This is a genomic window from Dysgonomonas massiliensis (genome assembly GCF_900240225.1).
Taxonomy (GTDB): domain Bacteria; phylum Bacteroidota; class Bacteroidia; order Bacteroidales; family Dysgonomonadaceae; genus Dysgonomonas; species Dysgonomonas massiliensis.
This window is the reverse complement of the sequence record NZ_OEPV01000002.1, coordinates 245,523-269,718: the sequence shown is the minus strand read 5'-3', so window position 1 is coordinate 269,718 and position 24,196 is coordinate 245,523. Positions and strand designations below refer to the sequence as shown.

Sequence of the window (24,196 nt, the reverse complement as noted above, 5' to 3'; positions counted from 1 at the left end):
TATCAAACTGATAATAAATTATGAAAAATTTGCTATTACTATTTTTTTGCACGCTACTGCTAACTTCCTCTTATGCACAAGAGTATGATTACAAGTTCAGACTCATACTCAAAGATAAGGGCAAGACGAAATACGAAGTAGACCGTCCTGAAGAATTCTTATCAGCAAAATCTATCGAACGACGCAAAAAACAAAATATAAACATAACTATCAGTGACTTACCAATATCTGGTGAATACATCAACAAAATAGAATCACTCGGAGCAAGAGTAGTTACAAAAAGTAAATGGCTCAACTCTGTATCAGTCAATTGTCAAGACAGCGCAATGATTGATAGTTTAAAAAGTTTACCTTTCGTTAATGATGCTATTTTCGTATGGAAAGGGAAACGTACAGAACCGAAAGTCGTAACTTATCCCGATACGTTGAAACTCCCGAATCTTCAGGAAGCACTGCCCGGCGATTATTATGGATGGGGATATCAAAACATCAAGGCTCTTAATGTAGACACATTACATAAAATCGGATTTAAAGGAAAAGGTATTGATATAGCAGTGATAGATGCAGGATTCAAACATCTTCCGTCAATTGAACTATTAGACAACATCAGTATAAAAGGTCAGAAATCTTTTGTAGATGGCATGCAAAATGCATATGTCGAAGGTAATCAGCATGGACTAAATGTTTTGTCATGTATAGCAGCAAACAAACCTGAATATATTGTCGGAACTGCTCCTGAAGCAGATTTTTGGCTTCTTACGACTGAGGATAGCAATAGCGAATTTCCTATCGAAGAAGATTATTGGGTAGCTGCAATAGAATACGCAGACAGCGTAGGTGTAGACGTTGTTAATACCTCGCTAGGTTATAGCTCGTTCGACAATCCAGCCCACGTTTACAAACACGAAGACTTGGACGGACGAACAGCATTCATAACGAAAGGAGCAAACATGGCTGTTCGCAAAGGGATGTTTGTCGTAGTAAGTGCCGGCAATTCAGGCGATAGCGAATGGCGAAAAATAACACCACCATCGGATGCGTACAATGTGCTCACAGTTGGTGCTATCCGTCAAGACTCAGTGATAGCACGTTTCAGCTCTCGCGGGATGACTGCCGATTTACGCGTCAAACCCGATGTTATGACACTGGGAGCAAACTCGACTGTAATAGACTCTAGAGGTACAATTGCCTACAAAAGCGGCACATCTTTCTCGTCACCAATCATGACAGGTGTGGTAGCTTGTTTGTGGCAGGCATATCCAGAACTATCAAATATTGAGCTACTAAATATCATACAAGAATCGGGACACAAGTACGAAAATCCCGATGAAAACTACGGATATGGCATTCCGAACATAAAAATAGCAATACAAAAAGCAGAAGCTTTGTTGAAGAAAAAACAAGAACGCAAAACTAAAAAGAAATAAGGAATACAGCATTGGCAGACAATCAGGCAATATCGCTTTACGATCTGAATCGTATGATAGGAGCTACTCTTTCGGGTGGCCTCCCCGAACTGATGTGGGTACGTGCCGAAACTAGTGATGTCCGCGCCAATCAGAACGGGCACTGCTATCTCGAATTTATTGAAAAAGATGCATCGGGACGAAGTGTTGTAGCCAAGATGCGCGCAATGATATGGGCAAGCACATTCCACATGCTGAAAGCCTATTTCGAGTCATCAACGGGACAACCCTTCGCTTCGGGTTTGAAGGTCTTAGTACAAGTTAGTATATCTTTTCACGAAGTTTTCGGATTAAGCCTCGTCGTACACGATATCGATCCCGCGTACACACTTGGCGATCAGGCCCTGAATCGCACAGCAATACTTCGTCAGCTGGAAGAAGATGGAGTATTGACACTCAACAAAGAATTGGAATTAGCTACACCAGCCAATCGCATAGCTATCATTTCATCGCCAACCGCTGCCGGATACGAAGATTTTTGCGATCAATTATCTCGTAACCCTCTAGGACTGGCTTTTTATACAAAGCTCTTTTCTGCTATCATGCAAGGCGATCGGGCGGAAGACTCAATAATATCGGCTCTCGAAAGAATATATGATAATCAAGATTGCTTTGATGCAGTTGTTATTATTCGAGGAGGAGGAGCTACTTCCGAGCTAAGTTGTTTCGATTCGTACCTGCTAGCAGCCAGTTGCGCACAGTTTCCGCTGCCTATCATTACGGGTATCGGACACGAACGAGACGAAACTGTACTAGATATAGTTGCTCATACACGAGCAAAAACACCTACAGCAGTAGCTGAATTTCTGATTGATGAAATGACCTATTTAGCTGACTCTTTATCCGAAGTCGAAGACTTCTTCGCATCCGAAGTACCAGCATTATTACAAAATGAGGTTCAAACTCTGAATCATTTCGAAAAGGAATTCTACTATTTCGGAAAGAGCTGGTACAATCAGCAGTCGAACATTCTCGATGTTATGACTATCAGTCTGAAGAAAGAAATACTTTCGAACCTGAAAGATAGCAACATGCTATTTGCAAACTATGCGAACAGTATACAACGAGCAGCTCAACGAGCAGAATCAGAATCCGATCAGCTAAACGTTTTATCAGAACAATTACACAAAAACATTAAGAATAAACTAGATCAGAAAAGCGAACGACTTGATAATATTGCTAAATTTATAGAACTTGTATCCCCTCAGCATATTTTGAAAAAAGGTTATTCGGTAACCTTAAAGGATGGGAAAGTTATAAAATCGGCAAAAGAATTGCAGGCAAATGACGAACTGACAAGTTATTTTGCTGATGGCGAAGTGAAATCAATTGTAAAAAACTAACAACTATATGGCTAAAAAAGAGCAAACTTACGGAGAAGCAATGCAAGAACTACAGGAAATTATGCAACGCATCGAAAACGAAGATCTGGATGTCGATCGTCTATTGGAAGACGTAAAAAAAGCTGCTACTTTGATTAAATTCTGTAAGGAGAAATTATTCAAGACAAATGACGAGATTCAGAAAATCCTAGATAAAATCGAATAATATGGCACAGCTAAATGTAATCATTGTTGCCGGAGGAAAGGGCTTACGCATGGGAGGCGAACTTCCAAAACAATTCATAGAAATAGGCGGTAAACCTATCCTTATGCACACCATCGATGCATTCTTTCGTTTCGACAGTTGGATACGCATTATCCTTGTTTTACCCGAATCACACCGCGAGTATTGGCAGGAGCTTTGTCAAAAATACAATTACGACGTACCTCATGTTGTTACCATTGGAGGTGAAACACGTTTTCATTCGGTAAAAAATGGTTTGGCTCTAGTTGATGATGGTCTTGTAGCCGTACACGATGGCGCACGTCCATTTGCTAGCGAAGAACTGATTGGTCGTTGTTTCTTGGCTGCAAGGGATAACGCAGCAGCTATACCTGTCGTAGATGCTACTGATAGCTTGAGACAAATACAAGAAGATGGCAAAAGCAAAATTATCGATCGCTCGAAAATAAAGCAAGTACAAACACCCCAAGTATTCTCGGTCGTGCTATTAAAAAAAGCTTACGAACAAGAATTCAGTAATATATTTACCGATGATGCTTCGGTTGTAGAAACTTTAGGGCAGGAAATAAAACTAGTTCAAGGCGAAATCACAAACATAAAAGTAACTACGCCAATAGACCTTAAAATTGGAGAACTGATATTAGGGAAACACTAACATTACTGTATAGAACAAACTTACATATTTAACAAAAGCGATAATTCTTCATGAAACGTTCTACACAATACGCTGATATACTACTTCAGTTCTTACTACCAATATATATACTCACAATCATATTACTTACGATATTCAGACTGATATTTATATATCATCAGTATGATGATATTATACAGCTTTACCCATCAAACAGTGAGATGTATCCAATAATCAAAACCGCAATGGGTAAAGGATTTCGGTTTGACAATATTGTCACTTCAACTACATTGATCATCCCTTTCATAACATTGATCATACTTTGGATAACTAATCAGCCAACCAAATTATACCTCAAACTCACAACAATATACCTAATAATAGCATTAGCTGTTATATTCGGGTTTTCGTGTATAGATTTCCCTTATTATGAATATTTCGGAATACATCCCAATAAATCTATTGCGAATTGGCTTACTCATAACAGTACATACAAGATGATTCTAGAAGAATCATCTTATTATATATACTTTTTAGTTTACATAATAACGATAGCTATATCAATATCTTTCGTTTTATTTTGCTATAAAAGGATAAAAAAGACTAGAGAAAATGGGAATAGTTTGTTGAATAAAGCCTGGATTCAAGTCTGTATTTTTTGTCTATTATAGTATTAATTCGAATCGGGTACAAAGGTCATACAAAACACCCTATAGATAAAAAGAATGCTACATTTACGATGTTCTCATTTATAAACGATATTCCACTTACCCCAATTTATAATTTTGCAGTATCATTGAGAACAGATGAAGTTGGGCAACAATATTTAGCAGACTCTGATTCAGCCCTCGATTTTGTAAAGAATGAGCTAAATTCAGACACTAACAATACCTATAAAAATCCTTTAACACGTAAAATTGAGATCGATAACCTAAAAGAAGCAATTACACCCAATATTATACTGATTTTCATGGAGTCAATGAGTGTAGATCTATTGGGTAAGGAAGACAATAATATAAAACTCACTCCTTTTCTAGACAGTCTGGTTCAGAATTCGTATTATTTCGAAAACTTCTACTCATCGGGGACTCATACAAACAATGGTGTCGGATCAGTTGTTACCGGTTACCCATCTATGTTTGAACTGCATATGATGAAGCCTCCTCATCAATATAAAGGGATTGCAAGTACACTAAAAGAAATTGGTTATCAGAGTTCTTTCTTTATCCCTCATGATGAAGAATATGATTATATGGGTGATTTCTTAAGGGCATGTGACTTCGATCGTGTTTATGATAGAAAAGATTACAACGAGGAGACATCAGAAGTATGGGGAGGGGTACCGGACGATGTACTTTTCCATCATTCCATCAACTATATAAATAGCTTCTCTGAAAAACCATTTCTTTCGATGATTATGACAGTTAGTAATCATCCGCCATACATCACCCCTGAGAGATATAAGAAAATTAGTGATGATCCAGAGAGAGCCGTTCTAGCATATACAGATGATGCTTTAAAAGATTTCATCCGTGAAGCTTCTGAACAAGATTGGTATGATAATACAATCTTTATTCTGGTAGGCGATCATGGAAAAAAATCTCAAAACTACAAGTATAACATGGATTTAAGCTACAATCACGTGCCTTGCATCATATTTAGCACATTATTTAAAGATATGCCTCGTAAATTTTCTCAGTTCGGAGGACAGATCGATATTTATCCGACAGTTATGGGATTATTAAATCAGCCATACTTTAATAATACTCTAGGTATTGATTTATTTAAAGATACAAGACCATATATGTTTTTCACTTCAGATACACATATGGGATGTATCAACGACTCACTTTTCTTTGTTCTTGACCCTCTGAATGATAGTGAGTACCTCTATAATCTAAAAAATGGAGAGAATGTTATTAATAAACTACCAAACAAGGCAAAAGAGATGAAAGAATATGGTACTAGCATGCTTACAGTTTCTAAAGATTTGTATATGCAAGGCCTAGCAAACCAATATTAGTGTAAATTTACAGCTGTTAGGGAAATCCCTTTTTATTGGTTAACTTTGCAAGTTCTGAATTTTATAAAGGTCTAGAATTATTATGAAGAAATTTAAACAAATCACCATGATCGACGCTTGTCGTCTTACGCAAGAGTCATTACCGAGAATTCAAGAGCTTTCGGAGAATCCATTGAAATTGTATTGGAGTTTTCCCGAAACAACCGAAGAAGTAATCGAACGCATAGGAGATAGCGACTGCGTATTAATTAGTTTTCAGACACGACTTACGCCCGAAATCATCAATGCAGCTCCAAACCTGAAATACATCGGTATGTGCTGTAGCCTATTTAGTGAGGAAGCATCTAGCGTAAACATTCCGGCTTCGCGTGAAAGAGGTATCGTAGTGAAAGGAGTATTTGATTATGGAGATGAAGGCGTTATTGAATACATCTTTAGCAAACTAATCAGCCTTGGAAAAGGTTTCGACAAATACCAATGGAAAGAAGAGCCTTGCGAACTAGGAGGTAAAAGCCTTGGGATCATCGGAATGGGAACCACTGGTAAAATGGTTGCAGCAGCAGCTCGTGCATTTGGCATGAAAGTTTATTATTACAGCCGTAATCGCAAAGAGGATGAAGAAGCAAGAGGATCGGAATATCTTCCATTGAAAGACCTTATGGCTACTTGTGATGCTGTTACTATCCACTTGCCACGATACACTATTCTGCTAAACGAAGAAGAATTTGCAGTAAAAAAGAAAAACTCTATTCTAATAAACACTTCGTTTGGTCCGTTGTTTAATAAAGAAGCTTTCGACAAATGGTTAGCTAGCGATCATACTTCGTATGCAATCTTTGACAAAGATGGATGCGGTCCGCTTTACGATGAGATGATTACTCGTGAAAGAGTTATTACCTACGATAAATCGGCTGGATTTACAGCAGAGTCCAAACAACGTTTGTCGGACAAAGCCATACAAAATATGATAACTTTCTTGGAAACAGGAAAATAAAATAAAGCTATATGAGTGTTGACGAAAAATATTACGATGCTGTTGATTTGCTTAAAGCAATGATACAAATACCATCGTTCAGTCGTGAAGAAGATGCTGTAGCAACAATGCTGGAAAGCTATATCCGCAAGAACGGACATAGCCCGCATCGAAAAGGCAATAATGTTTGGATATTATCTCCAGACTTCAGTGATTCAAAGCCTACAATTATACTCAATTCTCATATAGATACCGTCAAACCAGTTTCCGCTTGGACTCGCAATCCTTTCGAAGCTATAGAGGAAGATGGGAAATTATACGGGCTTGGAAGTAACGATGCCGGAGCCAGTCTGGTATCGTTGCTACACGCCTTTTTCTTGCTAACAGAAAAGCCTCAACATTACAATTTAGTATTTTTAGCTTCTTGCGAAGAAGAAGTATCGGGCAAAGGCGGTGTTGAATTTGCTTTGCCGGAGTTACCGAAGCCTGCTTTTGGAATAGTTGGTGAACCGACTGGAATGCATCCTGCTATTGCCGAAAAAGGCCTAATGGTCTTGGATTGCATTGCTCACGGAAAATCGGGACATGCAGCCCGCAACGAAGGAGAAAATGCGATCTACAAAGCAATGAGAGATATTGAATGGTTCCGTACATTTCAGTTTCCAAAGGAAAGCAAAACGTTAGGCCCTATAAAAATGTCGGTAACAATGATTAACTCAGGTACTCAACACAATGTAGTTCCAGATCGCTGCGAGTTTGTTGTCGATATCCGCAGTACAGACACATACTCCAATCAGGAGTTATTCGAGATCATAGATAATCATACAGAAAGTGAAATCAAAGCTCGTTCATTCCGTCTGAATTCGTCCGGAATTTCTCTTGACAATCCCTTTGTACAAAGAGCTATAACGATTGGAAAAGAGCCATACGGATCTCCTACCCTTTCTGATCAGGCATTGATGAATTTCCCTACTGTAAAAATAGGTCCAGGAGAATCAGCGCGTTCACATACAGCCGATGAATATATCGAACTAGATGAAATACGTGAAGCTATCGAACTATATTATAAGCTTTTGGACAATCTAGAACTTTGATTTTAACTTCTCCTTATCTTTCTTATAGAGAAGCCTATTCAACTGCGCTCTGGTATATTCTCCTTCCTTAATAGGCACTAATTCTACCAAGGCCAACGATGGGTCAACATCGTACATCTGTGCATTGGATGTTGAGAATCGTTTCACGATATTGTACAAGCTTATAATAATTTGCTGAACGGGCTTCAATGGCACATTTCTGAAAATCCTATCAACTACTACATACAAGAAGTCTCCCATATTATCTTCCGAATCTGACAACGAAGGATAGCGAGTCTTAAGATCAACCATACCTTGGCGTTCTAACTCACGAGTAATTAACGAGACATATTTATCGGTATGAACACCGACTTTAAATCCGACACGAATATCTAAACGAAAGGCTTTCTGAGGAATCAAAACTGTTGTATCATAACCAAATTCGTATGGCTCGTCCGAATGATCGATATGTATAAACCAATATGTATCTGCACGTTTAGGCGTCTTCTTGAATAGTGAATAAGCAATTTTACTCTCTATACTATTTTTCTCTTTAGCTCTTATCAGATAAACCAAATGCGTTGCAGCCTTCGGAATTGATGTATCAGCACTAACTTTTTCTATCAGATCCAAATACTTATCATCTACTATATCATAAATTGTATTGTGTTGCTTAATACGCCTTCCATTGTACCACGAATACATAATTACTAATATTACCCCGCCCATTATGATAGGAACAAATCCTCCATGAGCAAACTTCTGCATATTGGCTATAAAGAAGCTGAACTCTATTACGACAAAGAACAATGTGACTGGTATACTATACCAAAGAGGCTTCTTCTTGATCATAAAGTACAAGAAAAGAAGTATGGAAGTCATCAACATACTGATTGTAATGGCAAGTCCGTATGCAGCCTCCATGTGTACCGAAGATCTTAGCATCAGGATGACAATTATACACATTATCATCAGACTGTAATTGATCGAAGGAATAAACATCTGCCCTTTTATATCAGTTGGATATTTGATCTTTACGTTCGGCCAAAGTTTCATCGATACCGCCTCACTGATTACCGTAAACGATCCGCTTATCAGCGCTTGACTTGCAATAATTGCAGCCAAAGTAGCCATCAGAACTCCTATCAGCGAAAACCATTCAGGCATCATCGCAAAGAATGGATTTATCTCTGTGTTTACCATTGATGGATTATTAATTATCCATGCTGCTTGCCCTAAATAGTTTAGTAATAATGCAGCTTTAACCAGTCCCCACGACATACGGATATTCTTTATTCCACAATGCCCAAGATCGGAATAAAGAGCCTCGGCTCCGGTGGTACAAAGGAAAATTGCTCCCAGAATTACAAGTGCTTGGGGTGCTTCGGTTACAAACTGATAAGCATACCAAGGATTGAAGGCTCTGATTACAGAAATATCTTGGAACATTCGCCAGCCACCAACAGTAGCCATCATTATGAACCAAAGGAGCATAAAGGATCCGAAATATTTACCTAAAGATCCCGTACCGAATGGCTGAACAAGGAAAAGAGCTACAACAATTACTATTGTAACCGGTACTACCGGTACATGTGGAGCTATTGCATTCAGACCTTCTATGGCTGATGTTACTGTCATCGCAGGAGTAATAACTCCGTCGGCCAAAAGCGTGGCAGCCCCTACAGCTGCAATAACATATGCCCAGCGATATTTTTTCCTTATCAGAGCATAAAGAGACAGAATACCTCCCTCTCCTTTATTATCTGCCCGAAGTGTAATAACTACATACTTCAGCGTTGTTTGTATTGTCAAAGTCCAGATAACGCAAGATACTGCACCTAATATATAATCAGGGTTCGAGAGCTGCCCAGCAGGTAGCCCATTCAGTATTGCTCGCATTACATAGAGAGGAGATGTACCAATATCACCAAAAACGATTCCGATTGCCATAAGAACCCCAATTGGGCCAAATGGAACTTTGTGAGTCTTTTCCATAAATTTGCATTATCTTCAAAAAAAGTGTGTAAATGTACTTATTCAATTGAAGATGGAAACAAACCCTCCGTTAAAAGAAATTAATGCAGATTACAATACATTTCGTCCTATCCAGAACAAAATGACTATAATCAGTATTAAAAAAATAGCTTTTCGTCCAAAAAGCACCCTATACAGCTGTGGAAATCGTTTCTTGCCATTTAGATACTCTAAATATAGTCCTAATATTATATAAGGAATTGATATTACGAATAATGCATTCTGCTGAAAAGCTTTGACAATATCGAAATTCAGCAAATGGTGTATTGCTCTTTGTGACCCGCATCCGGGGCAATCATAACCAGTCAAATAATGAAAGGGACACGATGGAAAGAATCGGGAAAGAGCCGGATCAAATATATAGTATAGCAAAATCAAGAAGACGACAGCCAAAAGACCAATAAGAGGAATGATACTTTTCTTTTTTGATACACTCATTTCAATCAAATACTATCACAGATAGGAAAACGCCATAACGCCGTAAAATAGCATTATCAGAACAAACAAACCTAAAGATCCGAAAAGCCCAATAAGTACCCACATTTTAGCACTCTTCGCCGAGCTTACCGCTCCATCATAATCTCCTGCATAATAGCGCGATTCTACTTTATTTGCATAGATTATTGCAATGATCCCAAAAATAGGAGAACACAACAATGTCAACAATATAGCTTCTATAAACCAGTTTTTGGGCATAGGTCTCATTTCCGGAATGTTCACATTCCCATTACCACTCCCTGCACTATAACTAGGTTGGGGAGGTGTAGTAGAACTATATCCTGAATTATAGAATAGATTGCTCAGCTCCGGTACTTTTCCGGCCTCTACCCAGTCTGCCATACCATTGCTCCATACCAAAGTATTAGGAGTGATTCCTTTACGTTTAAGTTCTTCTACCGGAAACGGGCCGTATTGTGCGTTTGTATTTCTGTCTATGTAGTAATAAGATACCATGAGGTAATGTTTTTGTTAATCAAATTGTTCAAAGGTAATATATTTCTTGCAATTGTATTATTTAATGGTAAAGTTTAAGGAAACGCTTGCACCACCTTCATCTACCACTGTCAGCTTGTGTTTCCCCGGGCTAGGCGTGTAGTCTTTCTTATGAAAATCACGCGTTTCGCCAATATACTGATCGTCTATATGCCAGAAGACACGATTAGACGGAATACGATGTGCTATTTCGAATACGATACGCCCTTGTGATCCATCCAACTGACGAGGAATGCTAAGCACACTGTTCGGTTCAGGATATAGAAACTCCATAAGACGTCGCTCGTTATCTTTTCCACACTCAGGTGAATAAGGAGGTAATGGCATATACGAGGCATCCTTATCGCGATAATACTTCTCCCAAGATGGTGGCAAAACAAACCACGATGCATGAATTATACCACGATCTCCGGTACAATCTTCATAAACCTGAAAAAGCTTGTCTTGCGAGAGATGGACACGTTTATGAAACGGGCAAACTTCGGCCTCAACTCCTTTCGGGCTAATGAATATTTCATCTATTTCATCGTCAGGACAATTGATTCCTCTCAAGAAACCACTCTTGCGACAGACTTCTATACGTCTCAAATCTCCGGTTGGTATCTTAAACCAAGGACTTTTAGGCAATCCGTTGAATATATCGAACATCACCATACCTGCTGTTGGGGCACCGACCAATCCCGGACGACCTTCGCCATCCGAATTTCCAACCCAAACGCCCACTACATAACGAGGGGTAACTCCTACAGCCCATGCATCGCGCGAGCCAAAGCTCGTCCCTGTTTTCCATGCAATCCGCTGTATTGAAGGGATCGACTGTATATCAATTTCTTCCGGACGATCTACGCCTGTCAATGCATTCAAGGTAAGCCAAGCTGCTCCGGCTGTAAAATGAGGTTTCGAATCCGTTTCTTTATCCGATTGATCCTCTTCATCCAAATATTTAGGTAAAGAATGCTCGTAGTACATTCCGCTATCATTGAAATCGCTTAAGGATTGTGCCATCCGTAAATACATCAGACTGATATCCCACAATTTACCTTCAGCACCACCAAGCACCAATGACAAGCCGTAGTCTTCGTTCGTACGGGTCAAAGTAGTCATGCCAGCTTCTTGTAGAAAGTTTCTGAACTTAGGAACCCCATAATCTCTCAAACAAATAACAGAAGGGATATTCAACGATCGGGCCAATGCCTCGGAAGCGGCAACGGCACCATCGTATTTTCTGCTAAAGTTCTTCGGTGTAAAGCCCGACATATTCACAGGAATATCTACCAACAACTGATCTGGCAGCAGTAAACCCTCTTGCAACATAGCCTGATAAAGAAATGGCTTAAGAATACTTCCAGTACTGCGTGGAGCCTGAATTATATCGACCTGATTACCTGACACATTCTTACTGAAATGTACATTTCCACAATAACTTACCACCTCATTACGTTCGACATCGAAAACAATTGCTGCAATGTTATTTATTCCATTTTGGGCAAATTCTGCATTCCATCTGTCTAAAATCGCTTCGATATGCTCTTGCTGACTTTTCTCTATTGTAGAACGAACCTGCCGGCCACCTTCTTCAAGATAAATTTTCGTCACCAAATGCGGAGCAGTTTGCGGCAAAGCTAGTGGATGTGATGGTAAAGGTTCAGTCACAGCCAATTCGTAATCCACATCATCAAGAACACCTTTTTCGTGAAGTCTGTAAAGTAGTCGATTACGCTTTTCAACCAACTTATCCCGATTGCGTCCAAAATGCATTAATGCCGGCGAATTGGGCAATACAGCCAATGTAGCAGCTTCGCTCCACGACAAAGAGGATGACGAGTGCCCGAAATAGCGCCACGATGCAGCTTCTATTCCTACCACATTCCCTCCCATCGGAGCATGCGAAGCGTAAAGTCGAACAATCTCATCTTTCGAATACGCAAATTCAAGACGTGTAGCCAATATCATCTCAATGATTTTCTCCCAATAGGTACGATCTTTATTCCGCGACAGACGTATCGTCTGCATCGTTATCGTACTTGCGCCACTTACCACTCGCTCTCCTTTCAGATTCTGCTTGATGGCTCTGAATACAGATGCTGGATTTACCCCCCAATGATAGTTGAAGTAACGATCTTCGAATTCAATGAGGCAAGTCTTATATTTCTCGGGAACAGAGTCTGCTGTTGGAAATCTCCATTGCTCATCCGATGCAATACGCGCACCAAGTAACATACCATTGCGATCATTCACAACAGTACTATACGGCACATCAAATAATGGAGATGGCAAACAAAAGACATACCACGTCAAAAGTATCAGTAAGATAGGAATCCCTATCTTATATCTTAGCTTGCTGTGTTTGTACCAATCAGTTATACGCTGCAAAAAGGATTTAATATATGTAGCTATCTTCGTGTTCAATTGCTTAGAATCTTGATTGTTGTAAAAATACAAAAAGATACCATCACCCTTCGAATGTTTTACTAAATTTGTCTACTATACAGTTAATTATTAAAGTCATCTTAATTCATGAAAAAAATCACATTCCTATTTTTAATCTTTGCTCTGTTTTCACTAGCATCCTTTGCTCAGAAAGTAGATACAATATCTGTGTTCAGCCCGAAAATGGGGCGCGAAATCAAAAATATAGTTATTACTCCTGCCGAATACGGGCAAAACTCGGGGAAGAAATATCCGGTTATATATCTTCTTAATGGATACAGCGGTAATCATCTGACATATATTAACGGCGTGAAGAAAAACCTTCCTGAAATATCGTCTCAGAAAGAGATTATATTCGTATGCCCCGACGGACAAAACAGTTGGTACTGGGACAGCCCAATAGATTCGAAATTTCAATTCGAGACCTATGTCAGCCACGAGTTAACTGCGTATATCGACAAAACATATACAACTATTGCTTCGTCTAAAGGCAGAGCTATCACCGGATTAAGCATGGGAGGACATGGAGCTTTATGGCTCGCAATCAACAATCCTGATATCTTCGGCGCCTGTGGCTCGATGAGCGGCGGTGTAGACATCCGACCATTTCCAAATAACTGGAGCATGAAAGATCGTCTGGGCAAATATGCCGACAACAAAGACATCTGGGATTCGCATACTGTGGTTGAACAATTGCATAAAATACAGCCCAATAGCCTCGATATTATTATTGATTGCGGAATAGATGACTTTTTCTACGATGTAAACTGCAAGCTACACGAGAAAATGCTCCATCTCAATATTCCACACGATTTCATTTCCCGTCCCGGGGCTCATACCGGCGAATATTGGAACAATGCTATAGATTATCAGATTCTATTTTTTGAGAAATTCTTCAAAAAGTAACAGAAGTAACAAAATAAACACTATTTATAAAAAGGCTTTATTCTTTCATGGATGAGCCTTTTTTTCATTAATATAGATAAACTTATAGTTTTCTCTTTACTGACCACTTAAAACTGCAAGACAAATATCACTAATTTACACAACTATTACACATATTGTCAATACAATTAAAAATTAGAGTGCATTTTATTGCACTAAACAAAACAATCAACTATATTAGAAGAACTTAACCTTAAATAACGGACACTATGAGTAAGATTAGAAACACTTTAATCTGCTGTTTGTCGCTATATTTAATATCACTGAGCCTATTTGCCGGCGACACCGACAGTGTGCAAACAATCGTATTAAACAACTACAACCTACAAGCAGAAGCATTCCCTCAAGAGAAGATTCATCTGCACATTGATAAACCTTCTTATCTTTCGGGAGAGCGAATTTGGTTCAGAGCTCATCTTGTAAATGCAACGATTCACACTCCATTGTCTGCAAGTAAATACGTCTATGCTGAATTGATTGACAACGAACAGAAAGTCCTTTCACGAGTGAAAGTAAGGAAAGAAGAATCTTATTCAGGATACATTGGTATAGCCGAAGATTTACCTGAAGGAAATTACTTCATACGTGCATATACCCTATTCATGAATAATATGAAAGGTAAATACGATAGCTATATACCCATATCAATCTATGATCCGGCAAGTGCCAGAACATCGATAAAGCCTTCTTTCGAATACCGGAACAAAAATAACGTCAGAGTCACATTAAGTATAACCAGCACAAGCAATAACTCGAAAATAGTCCCTACACTTTTAAGGATTTCCCATAATGGTGAAAGCATCAACCACCGGCAAGATGAGGATGGAAATTATTACTTCGACTTTAAGTTCGATAAAAAATCGAAAGTAGAATCGGTTCTTGTAGAATGTGACAGATACAGAAAAAGCATATTCATAGCACGTCCTGCGCAAGATTATGAAGTATCTTTCTATCCCGAAGGCGGCAACATATTATCCGATACTGAAAATACGATAGCATTTAAAGCTCTCGACAACGAAGGAAGAGCTTTAATATTAGAGGGAGAGATTATTGACGAGCAAGGTAATCTGGTTACTAATTTTAAGACTATGCATGAAGGCATGGGAAGTTTCAGATTGAAGGGTGAGAAGGATAAAAGATATTTTGCAAAAGCATCCTATCTTGAGCAAGAAAAACAATTTGAACTTCCTCCCGTTCGGGAAACTGTTGGTCTGAACATAAAACAAAAGGGGGATAAACTGACAATACAACTTTCTGGCAATACACAACTCTATCAGGATAGAACGCTTTATCTGGTAGCCCATACTCGGGGATTCCTTCACTTTGTTGGGAAGTATGTCAAAAAAACAAATAATAGCATAGAACTCGATACAAAAGATTATCCTTCTGGGATACTGCATCTTCTACTTATCAATGATAAAAGAGAAACTCTGAGCGAGCGCTTGGTATTCTGTCTCAATAACGATAAGGCTAAAATAAAAAACAAAAAAAACAATAACACTTTTGGCACTCGCACACATATACCTGTAAATCTTTCATTATTTGACTCTAATGATAGCTTAACAGATGCAGACAATATCTCTGTATCGGTTGTCGATAGTAAAGATGTTGATCCAAACGTTAATCCGTCAATTCTTTCAACACTACTCCTGACGTCCGACCTAAGAGGCAACATAGTCAATCCAAACTATTATTTCGAGAATGATGACCAAAATCGCAAAGAAGCTTTAGATCTTCTAATGCTTACACATGGCTGGAGACGCTACAATATTCCACAAGTCATCAAGGGCGAAATCCAATACCCCGAAGACCCCATCGAAATCGGTCAGGTAATCTCAGGCAAAGTAAAATCTTTAGTACGTGGAAAACCTTTAAATAATAGTGGCATAATAATAGCATCTCCCAACTCGCGCTACAGTGATGCTACATTAACCGATGAAAACGGCAATTTTCTTTTTCAGGGGTTCGAATATCCAAATAATACAAGATATATAATACATGCACTGTCCAAGAAAGGGTCTTCAAATGTTGAATTGTTGATTAATCAAGATAGTTTCCCTTCAGTGAATCAGTTACCTTTCATTGACTATAATGTTCCTCTGGTTAAAAATGACAACAAAGATTATATCAATTATATAAATAAAGCAGAGCAGAAGTACACTCTGGAAAATGGAATGCGAACAATCTATTTAAAACCCGTAGAAGTAAAAGGACAATCCCTCAAAGAGAAATACACAACACCTTATTCCATACTTGCGGACAATAGATTTTCTTTGGAAAATATGGAGCAGAACTCGGCGACATCTTTATCAGATTTATTATGGAATATACCTGGCGCAAGAGTTAGCGATACAGATGTATACTTCTCTCGTTACCATGGAAAACCTGCGTTGATATATATCGATGGTGTACATTACTACAGAGAAGGTGACGAAGAATACCTAGGATCCGGTACACTACTCGATACACCTCAATTAGGATATTCAGAAAGTCTTATACGAGGAGCCTTGGATAATATTATTCCTTTTGACATGATAGAGAGTATTGAGGTATTTCGATCTGCAGGAAGCGCAGCAATATTTGGAACCAATGGCGCAAATGGTGTTATAATGATCAACACGAAAAAAGGTAATTTCACTGATAATACAAGACCATATTACAATATAAAAGAAACAAGTCCTCTAGGTTATCAGAAACCTACTGAATTCTATTCACCTAAATACGAAACAGCTGAAGAACAAAACAACTCAGATCCTGATTTAAGAACAACAATATACTGGAATCCTAAGTTGAAAGCCGACAAGTCGGGGAAAATCGAATTCGATTTTTACTCAGCCGACTCTGAGGGGAACTATATTATGACTATAGAAGGTGTGACCAACGATGGACAGATCATCCGATACCAGAATGAAATAATCATAAAATAAGTAAAAGACACAGCCTTTTAACGAGAAGACTACGAAATCTCTAAGGATAATCCTCTATCTATTTGAAATCTCAATATTATATCTATTTTTGCAACCGAATTTTAAAATCTAAAAATGGAAACGAAAAATGTGAAAATTGAAGTAGCTGATCCTACTACTTTAGGCCTGTTTGGCTTGGCAATGGTTACCCTAGTGGCATCAACGCAAAAACTTGGATTGACAGATGGATTGTCATTTGTTTTACCTTGGGCATTCTTTCTTGGAGGACTGGGACAACTCATAGCTGCAATGTTCGACTTCAAACACAACAATCTGTTTGGCGCTACTGCTTTCAGTGCATACGGATTGTTTTGGATTGCTGTAGGAATGAGCTGGCTTATCAAACTGGGGTGCTTTGGCGAAACGTTGGCTGAGACAGCCGACGGACGTCAGTTGGGAGTAGCATTCATCGGTTATTTCATTCTTTCGTTTGTACTCACAATCTCATCGCTGAAGATGTCGAAAGCAATGTTCATCTTGATGTCGCTGATTGTAGTATTATTCTTAAGCTTAGCACTCGATGCTCTGGGATGCGGTTCGACATGGCATACTATTGCGGCATGTTCTGAGATGGCAATCTCGCTGACAACATTCTACGTGCTTGCCGGTAAATATCTGAACTCATATTTTGGAAAGACAATTGTTCCTCAAGGAAAAGCTTTTCTTCAATAAATAGCTTCTGATGTTATAAATAAGGGGCAAATCTCGTTTGAGATTCGCCCCTTATTCTATTGTAAACAGAGTATGAGTTACTTGTTAATGATTTCCATTGTATCAGCAGCAATCATATATTCCTCGTCAGTAGGAACTACCATTACTTTCACTTTCGAATCGTCAGTACTGATTATTGCTTCTTCACCTCTGGCATTGTTGCTCTTTTCAAGATCGAGCTTAATACCCATGAAGTCAAGGTCTGCACAGATTTCCTCACGCGAGTTTAAGTGGTTTTCTCCAATACCTCCGGTAAATATCAGAATATCGATACCTCCTAGTGCAGCAGCATAAGCTCCAACATATTTTTTTACACGATACTCAAACACATCATGCGCCAGTTTAGCACGCTCGTTACCGGCATCCATCGCAGCTGTTAGTTCACGCATATCAGACGATACACCCGAAAGACCTAACAAACCACTGTGTTTATTTACCAATGTATTGATAGCCTGAGGACCGATATTTTCTTTTTCCATGATGAACGAAAGTACACCAGCATCCACATCACCCGAACGAGTTCCCATCAACAGGCCTTCTACCGGAGTCATACCCATCGAAGTATCGATAGATTTACCATCCTTGATAGCAGCTACTGAACCACCGTTACCCAAGTGACAAGATACAATCTTAGTTCCTTCAGCCGGAATGCCTAATATTTCGCATGCACGTGCCGATACATAACGATGGCTTGTGCCATGGAATCCATAACGACGAATAGCATATTTTTCGTACAACGAATATGGCAAGCCATACATATAAGCTGTAGCCGGCATAGTTTGGTGGAATGCAGTATCAAACACAGCCACTTGAGGGATATCCCCCATCAGCTCTTTCACAGCCGAAATACCTGCTAAGTTAGGTGGATTGTGTAGAGGAGCAATCTCAATACAAGCTTCGATTCCTTTGATCACTTCATCGGTAATCAATACACTGCTATTGAATTTTTCACCACCATGAACCACACGATGTCCTACTGCATTAATTTCATCAAGCGACTTAATACAACCATATTTTTCGCTGGTCAATACACCTAATATATATTCGATACCTGCCTGATGCTCTAGGATTTCACCTTCAAGAATAACTTTATCGCCATTCGGTAGAGGGAATTTCAGGAACGAACCTTTCAGTCCTATTTTCTCGATTCCGCCCTGAGCGATAACCGATTTGCTTTCCATATCGAAAAGCTTATATTTGATAGAAGAACTACCACAGTTCAAAACTAATACTTTCATTTTCTTAAATTAAATTGTTAGGTCCAACTTTTTTTCCTGATTCGTCATAGATATAAAAGCCTCTCTTTGTCAGAAGTCCGTATTGTTTCGAACGGTAAAGTCTCCATAGAACAGTAGATGCTTTGTATTTTCTGTCGCCATAATCATGGAACATATCTTCCATCAGCATCACAATTTTTTCGATACCTACAATGTCAGCATATTCGAAAATTCCGTATCGTTGACCAAATGTTATGGTAAATTCTTTATCTATATCTTCCATGCTTGCAGTATTGTCTTGCCATATCTGACAAGCTTCGTTCAGCATCGTTACAAGAAGACGCATACTTACAAGACCACTGCTTTCGTGAATCTCTACCGGCATGAACTTGATAAGTTTAGCAAACAAGAATATTTTGTCTACAACTTCTTGCGGTGTAAATGCACCACGTACAATCTCCAACAAGCGAGCATCGGTATGAGCTACCGGGAAATGTACACTTACGCAACGATCTTTATGTTCAAGTTCGGCTGCAAGTTCACTAACAATTACTGTCGTAGCATTTGTAGCGATTATAGCATCAGGGGCTAATACTTTCTCAAGATTACGGAAAACTTCTTTACGAAGTTCGGTACTTCTTTCGCCATTTGCTTCGTAGCGAATGCATTCAACCACGAAATCACAATCGCGAAGAGCCGAGTAATCCATCGTGCCGTAAATACGTCCCATTGTAGCACGTTTTTCCGACTCAGTCAAACCCCAGTTTTCTATTTTTGTATCTAATCCGTGTTCGATATTTCGCAAAGCTTCGTTGATCTTTTCTTGCGATATATCTACAAAGATTACTTCCATGCCCGACAGAGCTGTTAGGCTAACTATGCTTTGCCCGTCGCGGCCACAACCTACTACTCCGATTTTCGAGAATAGAGATTTCTTTTTGTGTTTTGCACTTAACCCAAAATTCTCAATGGGTTCTTTGATTTCTGCCATGTGTATTGTTTGTAAGTATTAAATTATTTCTTTGCTGCTATTGCCTGATTAGCTGTGATAGCTGTCATATTGTAGATATCTTCGACAGAGCATCCACGAGACAAGTCGTTAACCGGAGCTGCCATACCCTGAAGGATAGGACCTACTGCTTCGGCACCGCCAAGGCGTTGAACCAATTTGTAACTGATATTTCCAACTTCCAGTGTAGGGAACACCAACACATTTGCTTTTCCTGCAACTTCGCTACCCGGAGCTTTGCTTGCTGCAACTGATGCCACAAGAGCAGCATCTGCCTGCATCTCGCCATCGATTTGCATTTCGGGTGCTAATTTTTTAGCCAAATCAGTAGCTTCAACTACTTTATCTACAAGTACATCTTTTGCACTACCTTTTGTAGAGAAGCTCAACATAGCTACGCGAGGTTCTTCACCGACTAGAGCTTGAAGTGTTTTTCCTGTAGTGACAGCTATTTCTGCTAGTTGCGGAGCTGTCGGATTTGGTGTTACAGCACAGTCGGCAAATAATAACAATCCGTCTTTTCCGTATTGTTTTGTTTGTGTAAACATTAGAAATGCTCCTGATACAACGCTGATACCAGGTGCAGTTTTGATGATTTGAAGTGCCGGACGCAATACGTTTCCTGTTGTATTTTGCGCACCTGCAATTTCGCCATCTGCATCACCGCTCTTAAGCATCAACGATGCAATGTAAAGCGGATCAGATGTCAATTTAGAAGCTTGCTCAACTGTCATACCTTTCGATTTTCTCAATTCGACAAGCAGATTAGTATAAGCTTCTTTTTTATCGTAGTTTTCTGGATCTAATATCGAAGCCTTATCGATGTTTTTCAGATCAAACTTTTCAGCTAAGCCTTTAATTTCAGAAGGGTTTCCGATCAAAATAATTTCTGCTAACCCATCAGCCAATATACGATCTGCTGCTTTAATAGTTCTTTCTTCTGTGCCTTCAGGTAGCACGATGCGTTGCTTGTTTGTTTTTGCACGCTCAATAATTTGCTTCAATAAATCCATGATATATGTATATTAATTATTTATATTTCTCAATAAAACAGGTCTTTTACAACACAACCCGATTAAGCTAACAAATATACAAAATTGTAACGTAGAGTTAGCAATATTAGAACACAAAAAACGTGAACGATTATGTCTATCATTGATAGTGAAAGTCAATACCATCAGTCAGTTAAGCTACCAGAAAGAGATACAATCAACTATCAATTAGCAATTTACAACAAACAAAATGTAAGAATCGACATTTTTATCAAATAAATTAAAAAGAACTTTCGTCACAAATTGAAACATTTTAGTTTAGCTTTACATTTATATAATACCCAATACGCCCAAGTAATGAAAATAAGATTGACACTTTTATCTATTTTATTCAGCATCGCATCTATAGCAAATGCTCAAATAAACACAGCCGATTCTACCGTTCAAATAATCTCTTATTGGGATCTGAACGAAAGTCATGTCTATGAAATCACTCAAATAACCAATAGTAAAGAAAGTGACAATACTGCTAAAATCGATTCTATATCGATGAAAGCAAAAGTCACAGTAATTGATTCGACTGCTACATCATATACTGTAACATGGGAGTTTTCAGACTACAATGTACGCGAATCAGCATTTTCACCGAAACTAGAGATGCTACTGAAAGCACGTAAAATAGTCTATAGAACAAATGAACTTGGCGTTTTCGAAGATCTCCTGAATTGGGAAGAAGTCCGCGACAACCTAATAGCCCGCACCAAAGAAAGTATAGCTATTGTTGGTGGAGAATACGACTCCGAAGAATTCAGAGAGAACATGGATAAAGTGATGAGTTCAACTCTGCAAACAATATCCACCAAGGAATATATTCTTAACAAAGAAATAGAACCGGTACAATTATTTCACACGTTCATGGGCAGTGCCTTCAAACTTGGAGAGATTATCGAATCCGAGATTCAGACTCCGAATAATTATTTTCCTGACAAACCTTTTAACGCTCAAGCAACCTTATATCTAGACACAATAGCTGCAGAGGACAACTACTCAGTCATAAGATACGACCAAATGGTAGATCAGAAACAGTTAACCACCGCAGCCAGAGACTTCATCGCTCAGATGGCTGAAAGCATGGGACAAGAAATTGATCTGGACGAAGCCATTAACGAAAGACAGCTGGAACACAAAAGCAATGTAGCAGCAGCTATAGATAACTGGGGCTGGCCATTATACATCGAAAGAAGGACAAAGGTAAAATTCGACAGTAACGAAAAAACAGTAACAATGACAATTCAGATGATAGAGTAATACTGCTGCTGAAGCAGATCGACAATAAAGGTGAGCAGTAGATTTTATCTATATAACTTGATTATATTTTCTATTATAAATAACTTTATCGTATCATCAAATTATATAAAACTAAAAAGTTATGGAAAAAAAGACTCATTATTGAAAATTAAAGTTGTACCTAATGCTCCTTATCTAGTAGAAGGAACAGTTGAATTAACATTAGCAGACGGAACAGTTGTAGTAAAAGAAAATCCGCATCTTTGCCGCTGCGGTGCATCGAAGAATAAACCTTACTGCGACGGTGCTCATGCTAAAATTGGCTTTAAGGACTAACAATCAATACAATAAATCTCGTAAAAGTACACCTCATTAAATAGAAGTGTACTTTTTTTTATTATTTTCGAATATTTTTATTCAAAAAATTGCATGAGTTATATTTTTTATTCTATCTTTGTACCCGCTAACATAATAGCCGCGGATGTGGCGTAATTGGTAGCCGCGCTAGACTTAGGATCTAGTGCCGAGAGGCGTGGGGGTTCGAGTCCCTTCATCCGCACTGAGAGCGACAAATTGAATATTTATTCTTTTTGTCGCTTTTTTAATTCTTATAACTTACTATTTATGTGATAATTAGACGAAAGAATGAATTATGCTTAGGTGTTCGATAATCCGATACCCTATCGCACAAAGCCTGATAGAAAAATCTGTCAGGCTTTTGTTAATATATGCCTCATCATACCTTTTACCACAAGTTTATGGAAAGGACATATCGGATAAAAATAGACATACCCCAACCAATTATGGATATCTACAACTGTGGATATGCTTATGCAATATTTACCCTCTGAAGCTTTCACGATATAAGCTGACACATACGCATCAAGATGTCTGTCCGATAGCTTTAGAACTGTCTCATATTCCGATTTTCCTTCTACCGAGAAGATACTATAGCTTGTCCCTTGTCTAATACATTCTATCAATTCATTTTGACTCTGATCATCTCCCGAATCCGCCCCTTTCAAGCCGATTTTCTTCACTATCTTATTCCGTAGTGTGAATAAAAAAGCGACCCATTTCGGAGGTTTTGTCCAGAATTCAATCATTAAATCATCAGGAGATATCTCCTCGTCAGTCACACATGAAAACACATCATAATAATTAGCTGGAAGATATTTCCTCATCAGACTATCAACAGGCAGATCACTCTTTTTTATTTTCATAGTATTTATTTTTATAGTCTATATCAGAAAAAAAATTACAATAAAAACTACTCTTTATACACTCGATATAATTTATCAAGTTCATTTCGGGATAGCTTAGGATACAACTGTTGCAGTCCAACTAACAACGCATAATCAATGCGAGATTTAATTTCCGCATCTTCTTTACTCTCACCTTTCAGCACACGCAAACGGACTAGATACTCTAGACGAATCTCGTCAATCTGATCCAAATACTTCTTCACAATCTCATTCGAATAACTCCACGCCCTTATCTTATGTGCAACATTATAATCAGATACAAAACCCATCAATCTGATCAGGTCAAGACGCTTCTCTAAATTTTGCTCTTTATCGGCTTTTTTCATATAATCCAGAGCTTTTTTCTCTAAAATATACGCCATGAATGCATCGATAAAACCCTCAATATTACCAAAGTGGTGATAAAATGAGCCCTTTGTAACATTCAACTTCGAGCACAAGTTATCAATTGTTATCTTAGAAAAACTTTCTTTATCCAAAATCGACAATGCAGCCAAAAACCAATCTAATTTATCAAGTCTTTTCATAAAACATACCTTATGGTATGGAAAGATATAAAGAATAAATACGATATAGAAATTATACACACAAAAAGTATCTATCACTCTCTTT

The 24,196-nt window shown here is 38.5% G+C and carries 21 protein-coding genes and 1 tRNA gene; 13 read left to right on the top strand and 9 right to left on the bottom strand.

Annotated features, from left to right (window positions below):
* Positions 1 to 20: 20 nt before the first annotated feature.
* The 7 genes from C1A06_RS03375 to C1A06_RS03340 all read left to right on the top strand — a co-directional run bounded on the left by C1A06_RS03375 (position 21) and on the right by C1A06_RS03340 (position 7,756).
* Positions 21 to 1,427, top strand: coding sequence for a S8 family peptidase (locus C1A06_RS03375; protein ID WP_101688811.1), 1,407 nt, complete (start codon positions 21 to 23; stop codon positions 1,425 to 1,427).
* A gap of 53 nt (positions 1,428 to 1,480) precedes the next feature.
* Positions 1,481 to 2,809 carry an exodeoxyribonuclease VII large subunit gene (gene xseA / locus C1A06_RS03370; RefSeq protein ID WP_101688810.1) on the top strand — a complete coding sequence of 443 codons (1,329 nt, stop codon included), beginning with the start codon at positions 1,481 to 1,483 and terminating at the stop codon, positions 2,807 to 2,809.
* Positions 2,810 to 2,816: 7 nt separating this feature from the next.
* A complete protein-coding gene (gene xseB / locus C1A06_RS03365; RefSeq protein WP_101688809.1) occupies positions 2,817 to 3,014 on the top strand; it encodes an exodeoxyribonuclease VII small subunit in 198 nt (65 codons plus the stop codon).
* Position 3,015: 1 nt separating this feature from the next.
* Positions 3,016 to 3,687: a 2-C-methyl-D-erythritol 4-phosphate cytidylyltransferase gene (locus C1A06_RS03360; RefSeq protein ID WP_101688808.1), complete on the top strand. Its 672-nt coding sequence runs from the start codon at positions 3,016 to 3,018 to the stop codon at positions 3,685 to 3,687.
* A gap of 637 nt (positions 3,688 to 4,324) precedes the next feature.
* The gene (locus tag C1A06_RS03350) at positions 4,325 to 5,689 is read left to right on the top strand and encodes an LTA synthase family protein (RefSeq protein WP_101688806.1); all 1,365 of its coding nucleotides are present in this window, start codon (positions 4,325 to 4,327) and stop codon (positions 5,687 to 5,689) included.
* A gap of 82 nt (positions 5,690 to 5,771) precedes the next feature.
* Positions 5,772 to 6,683: an NAD(P)-dependent oxidoreductase gene (locus C1A06_RS03345; RefSeq protein ID WP_101688805.1), complete on the top strand. Its 912-nt coding sequence runs from the start codon at positions 5,772 to 5,774 to the stop codon at positions 6,681 to 6,683.
* 11 nt (positions 6,684 to 6,694) lie between these two features.
* A complete protein-coding gene (locus tag C1A06_RS03340; protein WP_101688804.1) occupies positions 6,695 to 7,756 on the top strand; it encodes a M20 family metallo-hydrolase in 1,062 nt (353 codons plus the stop codon).
* Here C1A06_RS03340 and C1A06_RS03335 read toward each other — a convergent pair.
* From C1A06_RS03335 to pbpC, 4 genes are all read right to left on the bottom strand, one after another.
* On the bottom strand, positions 7,745 to 9,730 hold the full coding sequence (locus C1A06_RS03335; protein ID WP_101688803.1) for a KUP/HAK/KT family potassium transporter: 1,986 nt from the start codon (positions 9,728 to 9,730) through the stop codon (positions 7,745 to 7,747). The two genes, C1A06_RS03340 and C1A06_RS03335, sit on opposite strands and share 12 nt — an antisense overlap.
* A 90-nt stretch (positions 9,731 to 9,820) precedes the next feature.
* Positions 9,821 to 10,207, bottom strand: coding sequence for a DUF2752 domain-containing protein (locus C1A06_RS03330; protein WP_101688802.1), 387 nt, complete (start codon positions 10,205 to 10,207; stop codon positions 9,821 to 9,823).
* Between the two features lie 15 nt (positions 10,208 to 10,222).
* Positions 10,223 to 10,723, bottom strand: a complete 501-nt coding sequence (locus tag C1A06_RS03325; RefSeq protein WP_101688801.1) for a CD225/dispanin family protein — start codon at positions 10,721 to 10,723, stop codon at positions 10,223 to 10,225.
* 57 nt (positions 10,724 to 10,780) lie between these two features.
* Positions 10,781 to 13,171, bottom strand: coding sequence for a penicillin-binding protein 1C (gene pbpC, locus C1A06_RS03320; protein ID WP_245871994.1), 2,391 nt, complete (start codon positions 13,169 to 13,171; stop codon positions 10,781 to 10,783).
* 108 nt (positions 13,172 to 13,279) lie between these two features.
* Here pbpC and C1A06_RS03315 point away from each other — a divergent pair, with 108 nt between their 5' ends.
* The 3 genes from C1A06_RS03315 (at position 13,280) to C1A06_RS03305 (ending at position 17,775) form a co-directional block, all read left to right on the top strand.
* Complete coding sequence (locus C1A06_RS03315) at positions 13,280 to 14,098, top strand: alpha/beta hydrolase (protein ID WP_101688800.1); 819 nt, start codon at positions 13,280 to 13,282, stop codon at positions 14,096 to 14,098.
* Between the two features lie 248 nt (positions 14,099 to 14,346).
* Positions 14,347 to 17,064: a TonB-dependent receptor gene (locus C1A06_RS03310; RefSeq protein WP_101688799.1), complete on the top strand. Its 2,718-nt coding sequence runs from the start codon at positions 14,347 to 14,349 to the stop codon at positions 17,062 to 17,064.
* A 114-nt stretch (positions 17,065 to 17,178) separates the two neighbouring features.
* Positions 17,179 to 17,775 (top strand): acetate uptake transporter, encoded by a 597-nt coding sequence (locus C1A06_RS03305; protein ID WP_101688798.1) that lies wholly within the window; start codon positions 17,179 to 17,181, stop codon positions 17,773 to 17,775.
* A gap of 77 nt (positions 17,776 to 17,852) precedes the next feature.
* Here C1A06_RS03305 and C1A06_RS03300 read toward each other — a convergent pair whose 3' ends face one another.
* The 3 genes from C1A06_RS03300 to pta are packed head-to-tail and all read right to left on the bottom strand — an operon-like array spanning position 17,853 to position 21,053.
* Positions 17,853 to 19,052 carry an acetate/propionate family kinase gene (locus C1A06_RS03300; RefSeq protein ID WP_101688797.1) on the bottom strand — a complete coding sequence of 400 codons (1,200 nt, stop codon included), beginning with the start codon at positions 19,050 to 19,052 and terminating at the stop codon, positions 17,853 to 17,855.
* A 4-nt stretch (positions 19,053 to 19,056) separates the two neighbouring features.
* Complete coding sequence (locus C1A06_RS03295; RefSeq protein ID WP_101688796.1) at positions 19,057 to 20,022, bottom strand: 3-hydroxyacyl-CoA dehydrogenase family protein; 966 nt, start codon at positions 20,020 to 20,022, stop codon at positions 19,057 to 19,059.
* Positions 20,023 to 20,045: 23 nt separating this feature from the next.
* Positions 20,046 to 21,053, bottom strand: a complete 1,008-nt coding sequence (gene pta, locus C1A06_RS03290) for a phosphate acetyltransferase (protein WP_101688795.1) — start codon at positions 21,051 to 21,053, stop codon at positions 20,046 to 20,048.
* A gap of 336 nt (positions 21,054 to 21,389) precedes the next feature.
* On the opposite strand from pta, the gene C1A06_RS03285 reads away from it, so the two are divergent.
* The 3 genes from C1A06_RS03285 to C1A06_RS03275 all read left to right on the top strand — a co-directional run bounded on the left by C1A06_RS03285 (position 21,390) and on the right by C1A06_RS03275 (position 22,878).
* Positions 21,390 to 22,340, top strand: coding sequence for a hypothetical protein (locus C1A06_RS03285; protein ID WP_101688794.1), 951 nt, complete (start codon positions 21,390 to 21,392; stop codon positions 22,338 to 22,340).
* A 141-nt stretch (positions 22,341 to 22,481) separates the two neighbouring features.
* Positions 22,482 to 22,655, top strand: coding sequence for a CDGSH iron-sulfur domain-containing protein (locus C1A06_RS03280; protein ID WP_245871993.1), 174 nt, complete (start codon positions 22,482 to 22,484; stop codon positions 22,653 to 22,655).
* Positions 22,656 to 22,796: 141 nt separating this feature from the next.
* Positions 22,797 to 22,878: transfer RNA gene (locus C1A06_RS03275), tRNA-Leu, on the top strand.
* Positions 22,879 to 23,029: 151 nt separating this feature from the next.
* Here the strand turns inward: C1A06_RS03275 and C1A06_RS03270 are convergent.
* Positions 23,030 to 23,542 carry a DUF2867 domain-containing protein gene (locus C1A06_RS03270; RefSeq protein WP_101688793.1) on the bottom strand — a complete coding sequence of 171 codons (513 nt, stop codon included), beginning with the start codon at positions 23,540 to 23,542 and terminating at the stop codon, positions 23,030 to 23,032.
* Between the two features lie 47 nt (positions 23,543 to 23,589).
* Positions 23,590 to 24,111 (bottom strand): TetR/AcrR family transcriptional regulator, encoded by a 522-nt coding sequence (locus tag C1A06_RS03265; protein ID WP_159461377.1) that lies wholly within the window; start codon positions 24,109 to 24,111, stop codon positions 23,590 to 23,592.
* Between the last annotated feature and the right edge of the window lie 85 nt (positions 24,112 to 24,196).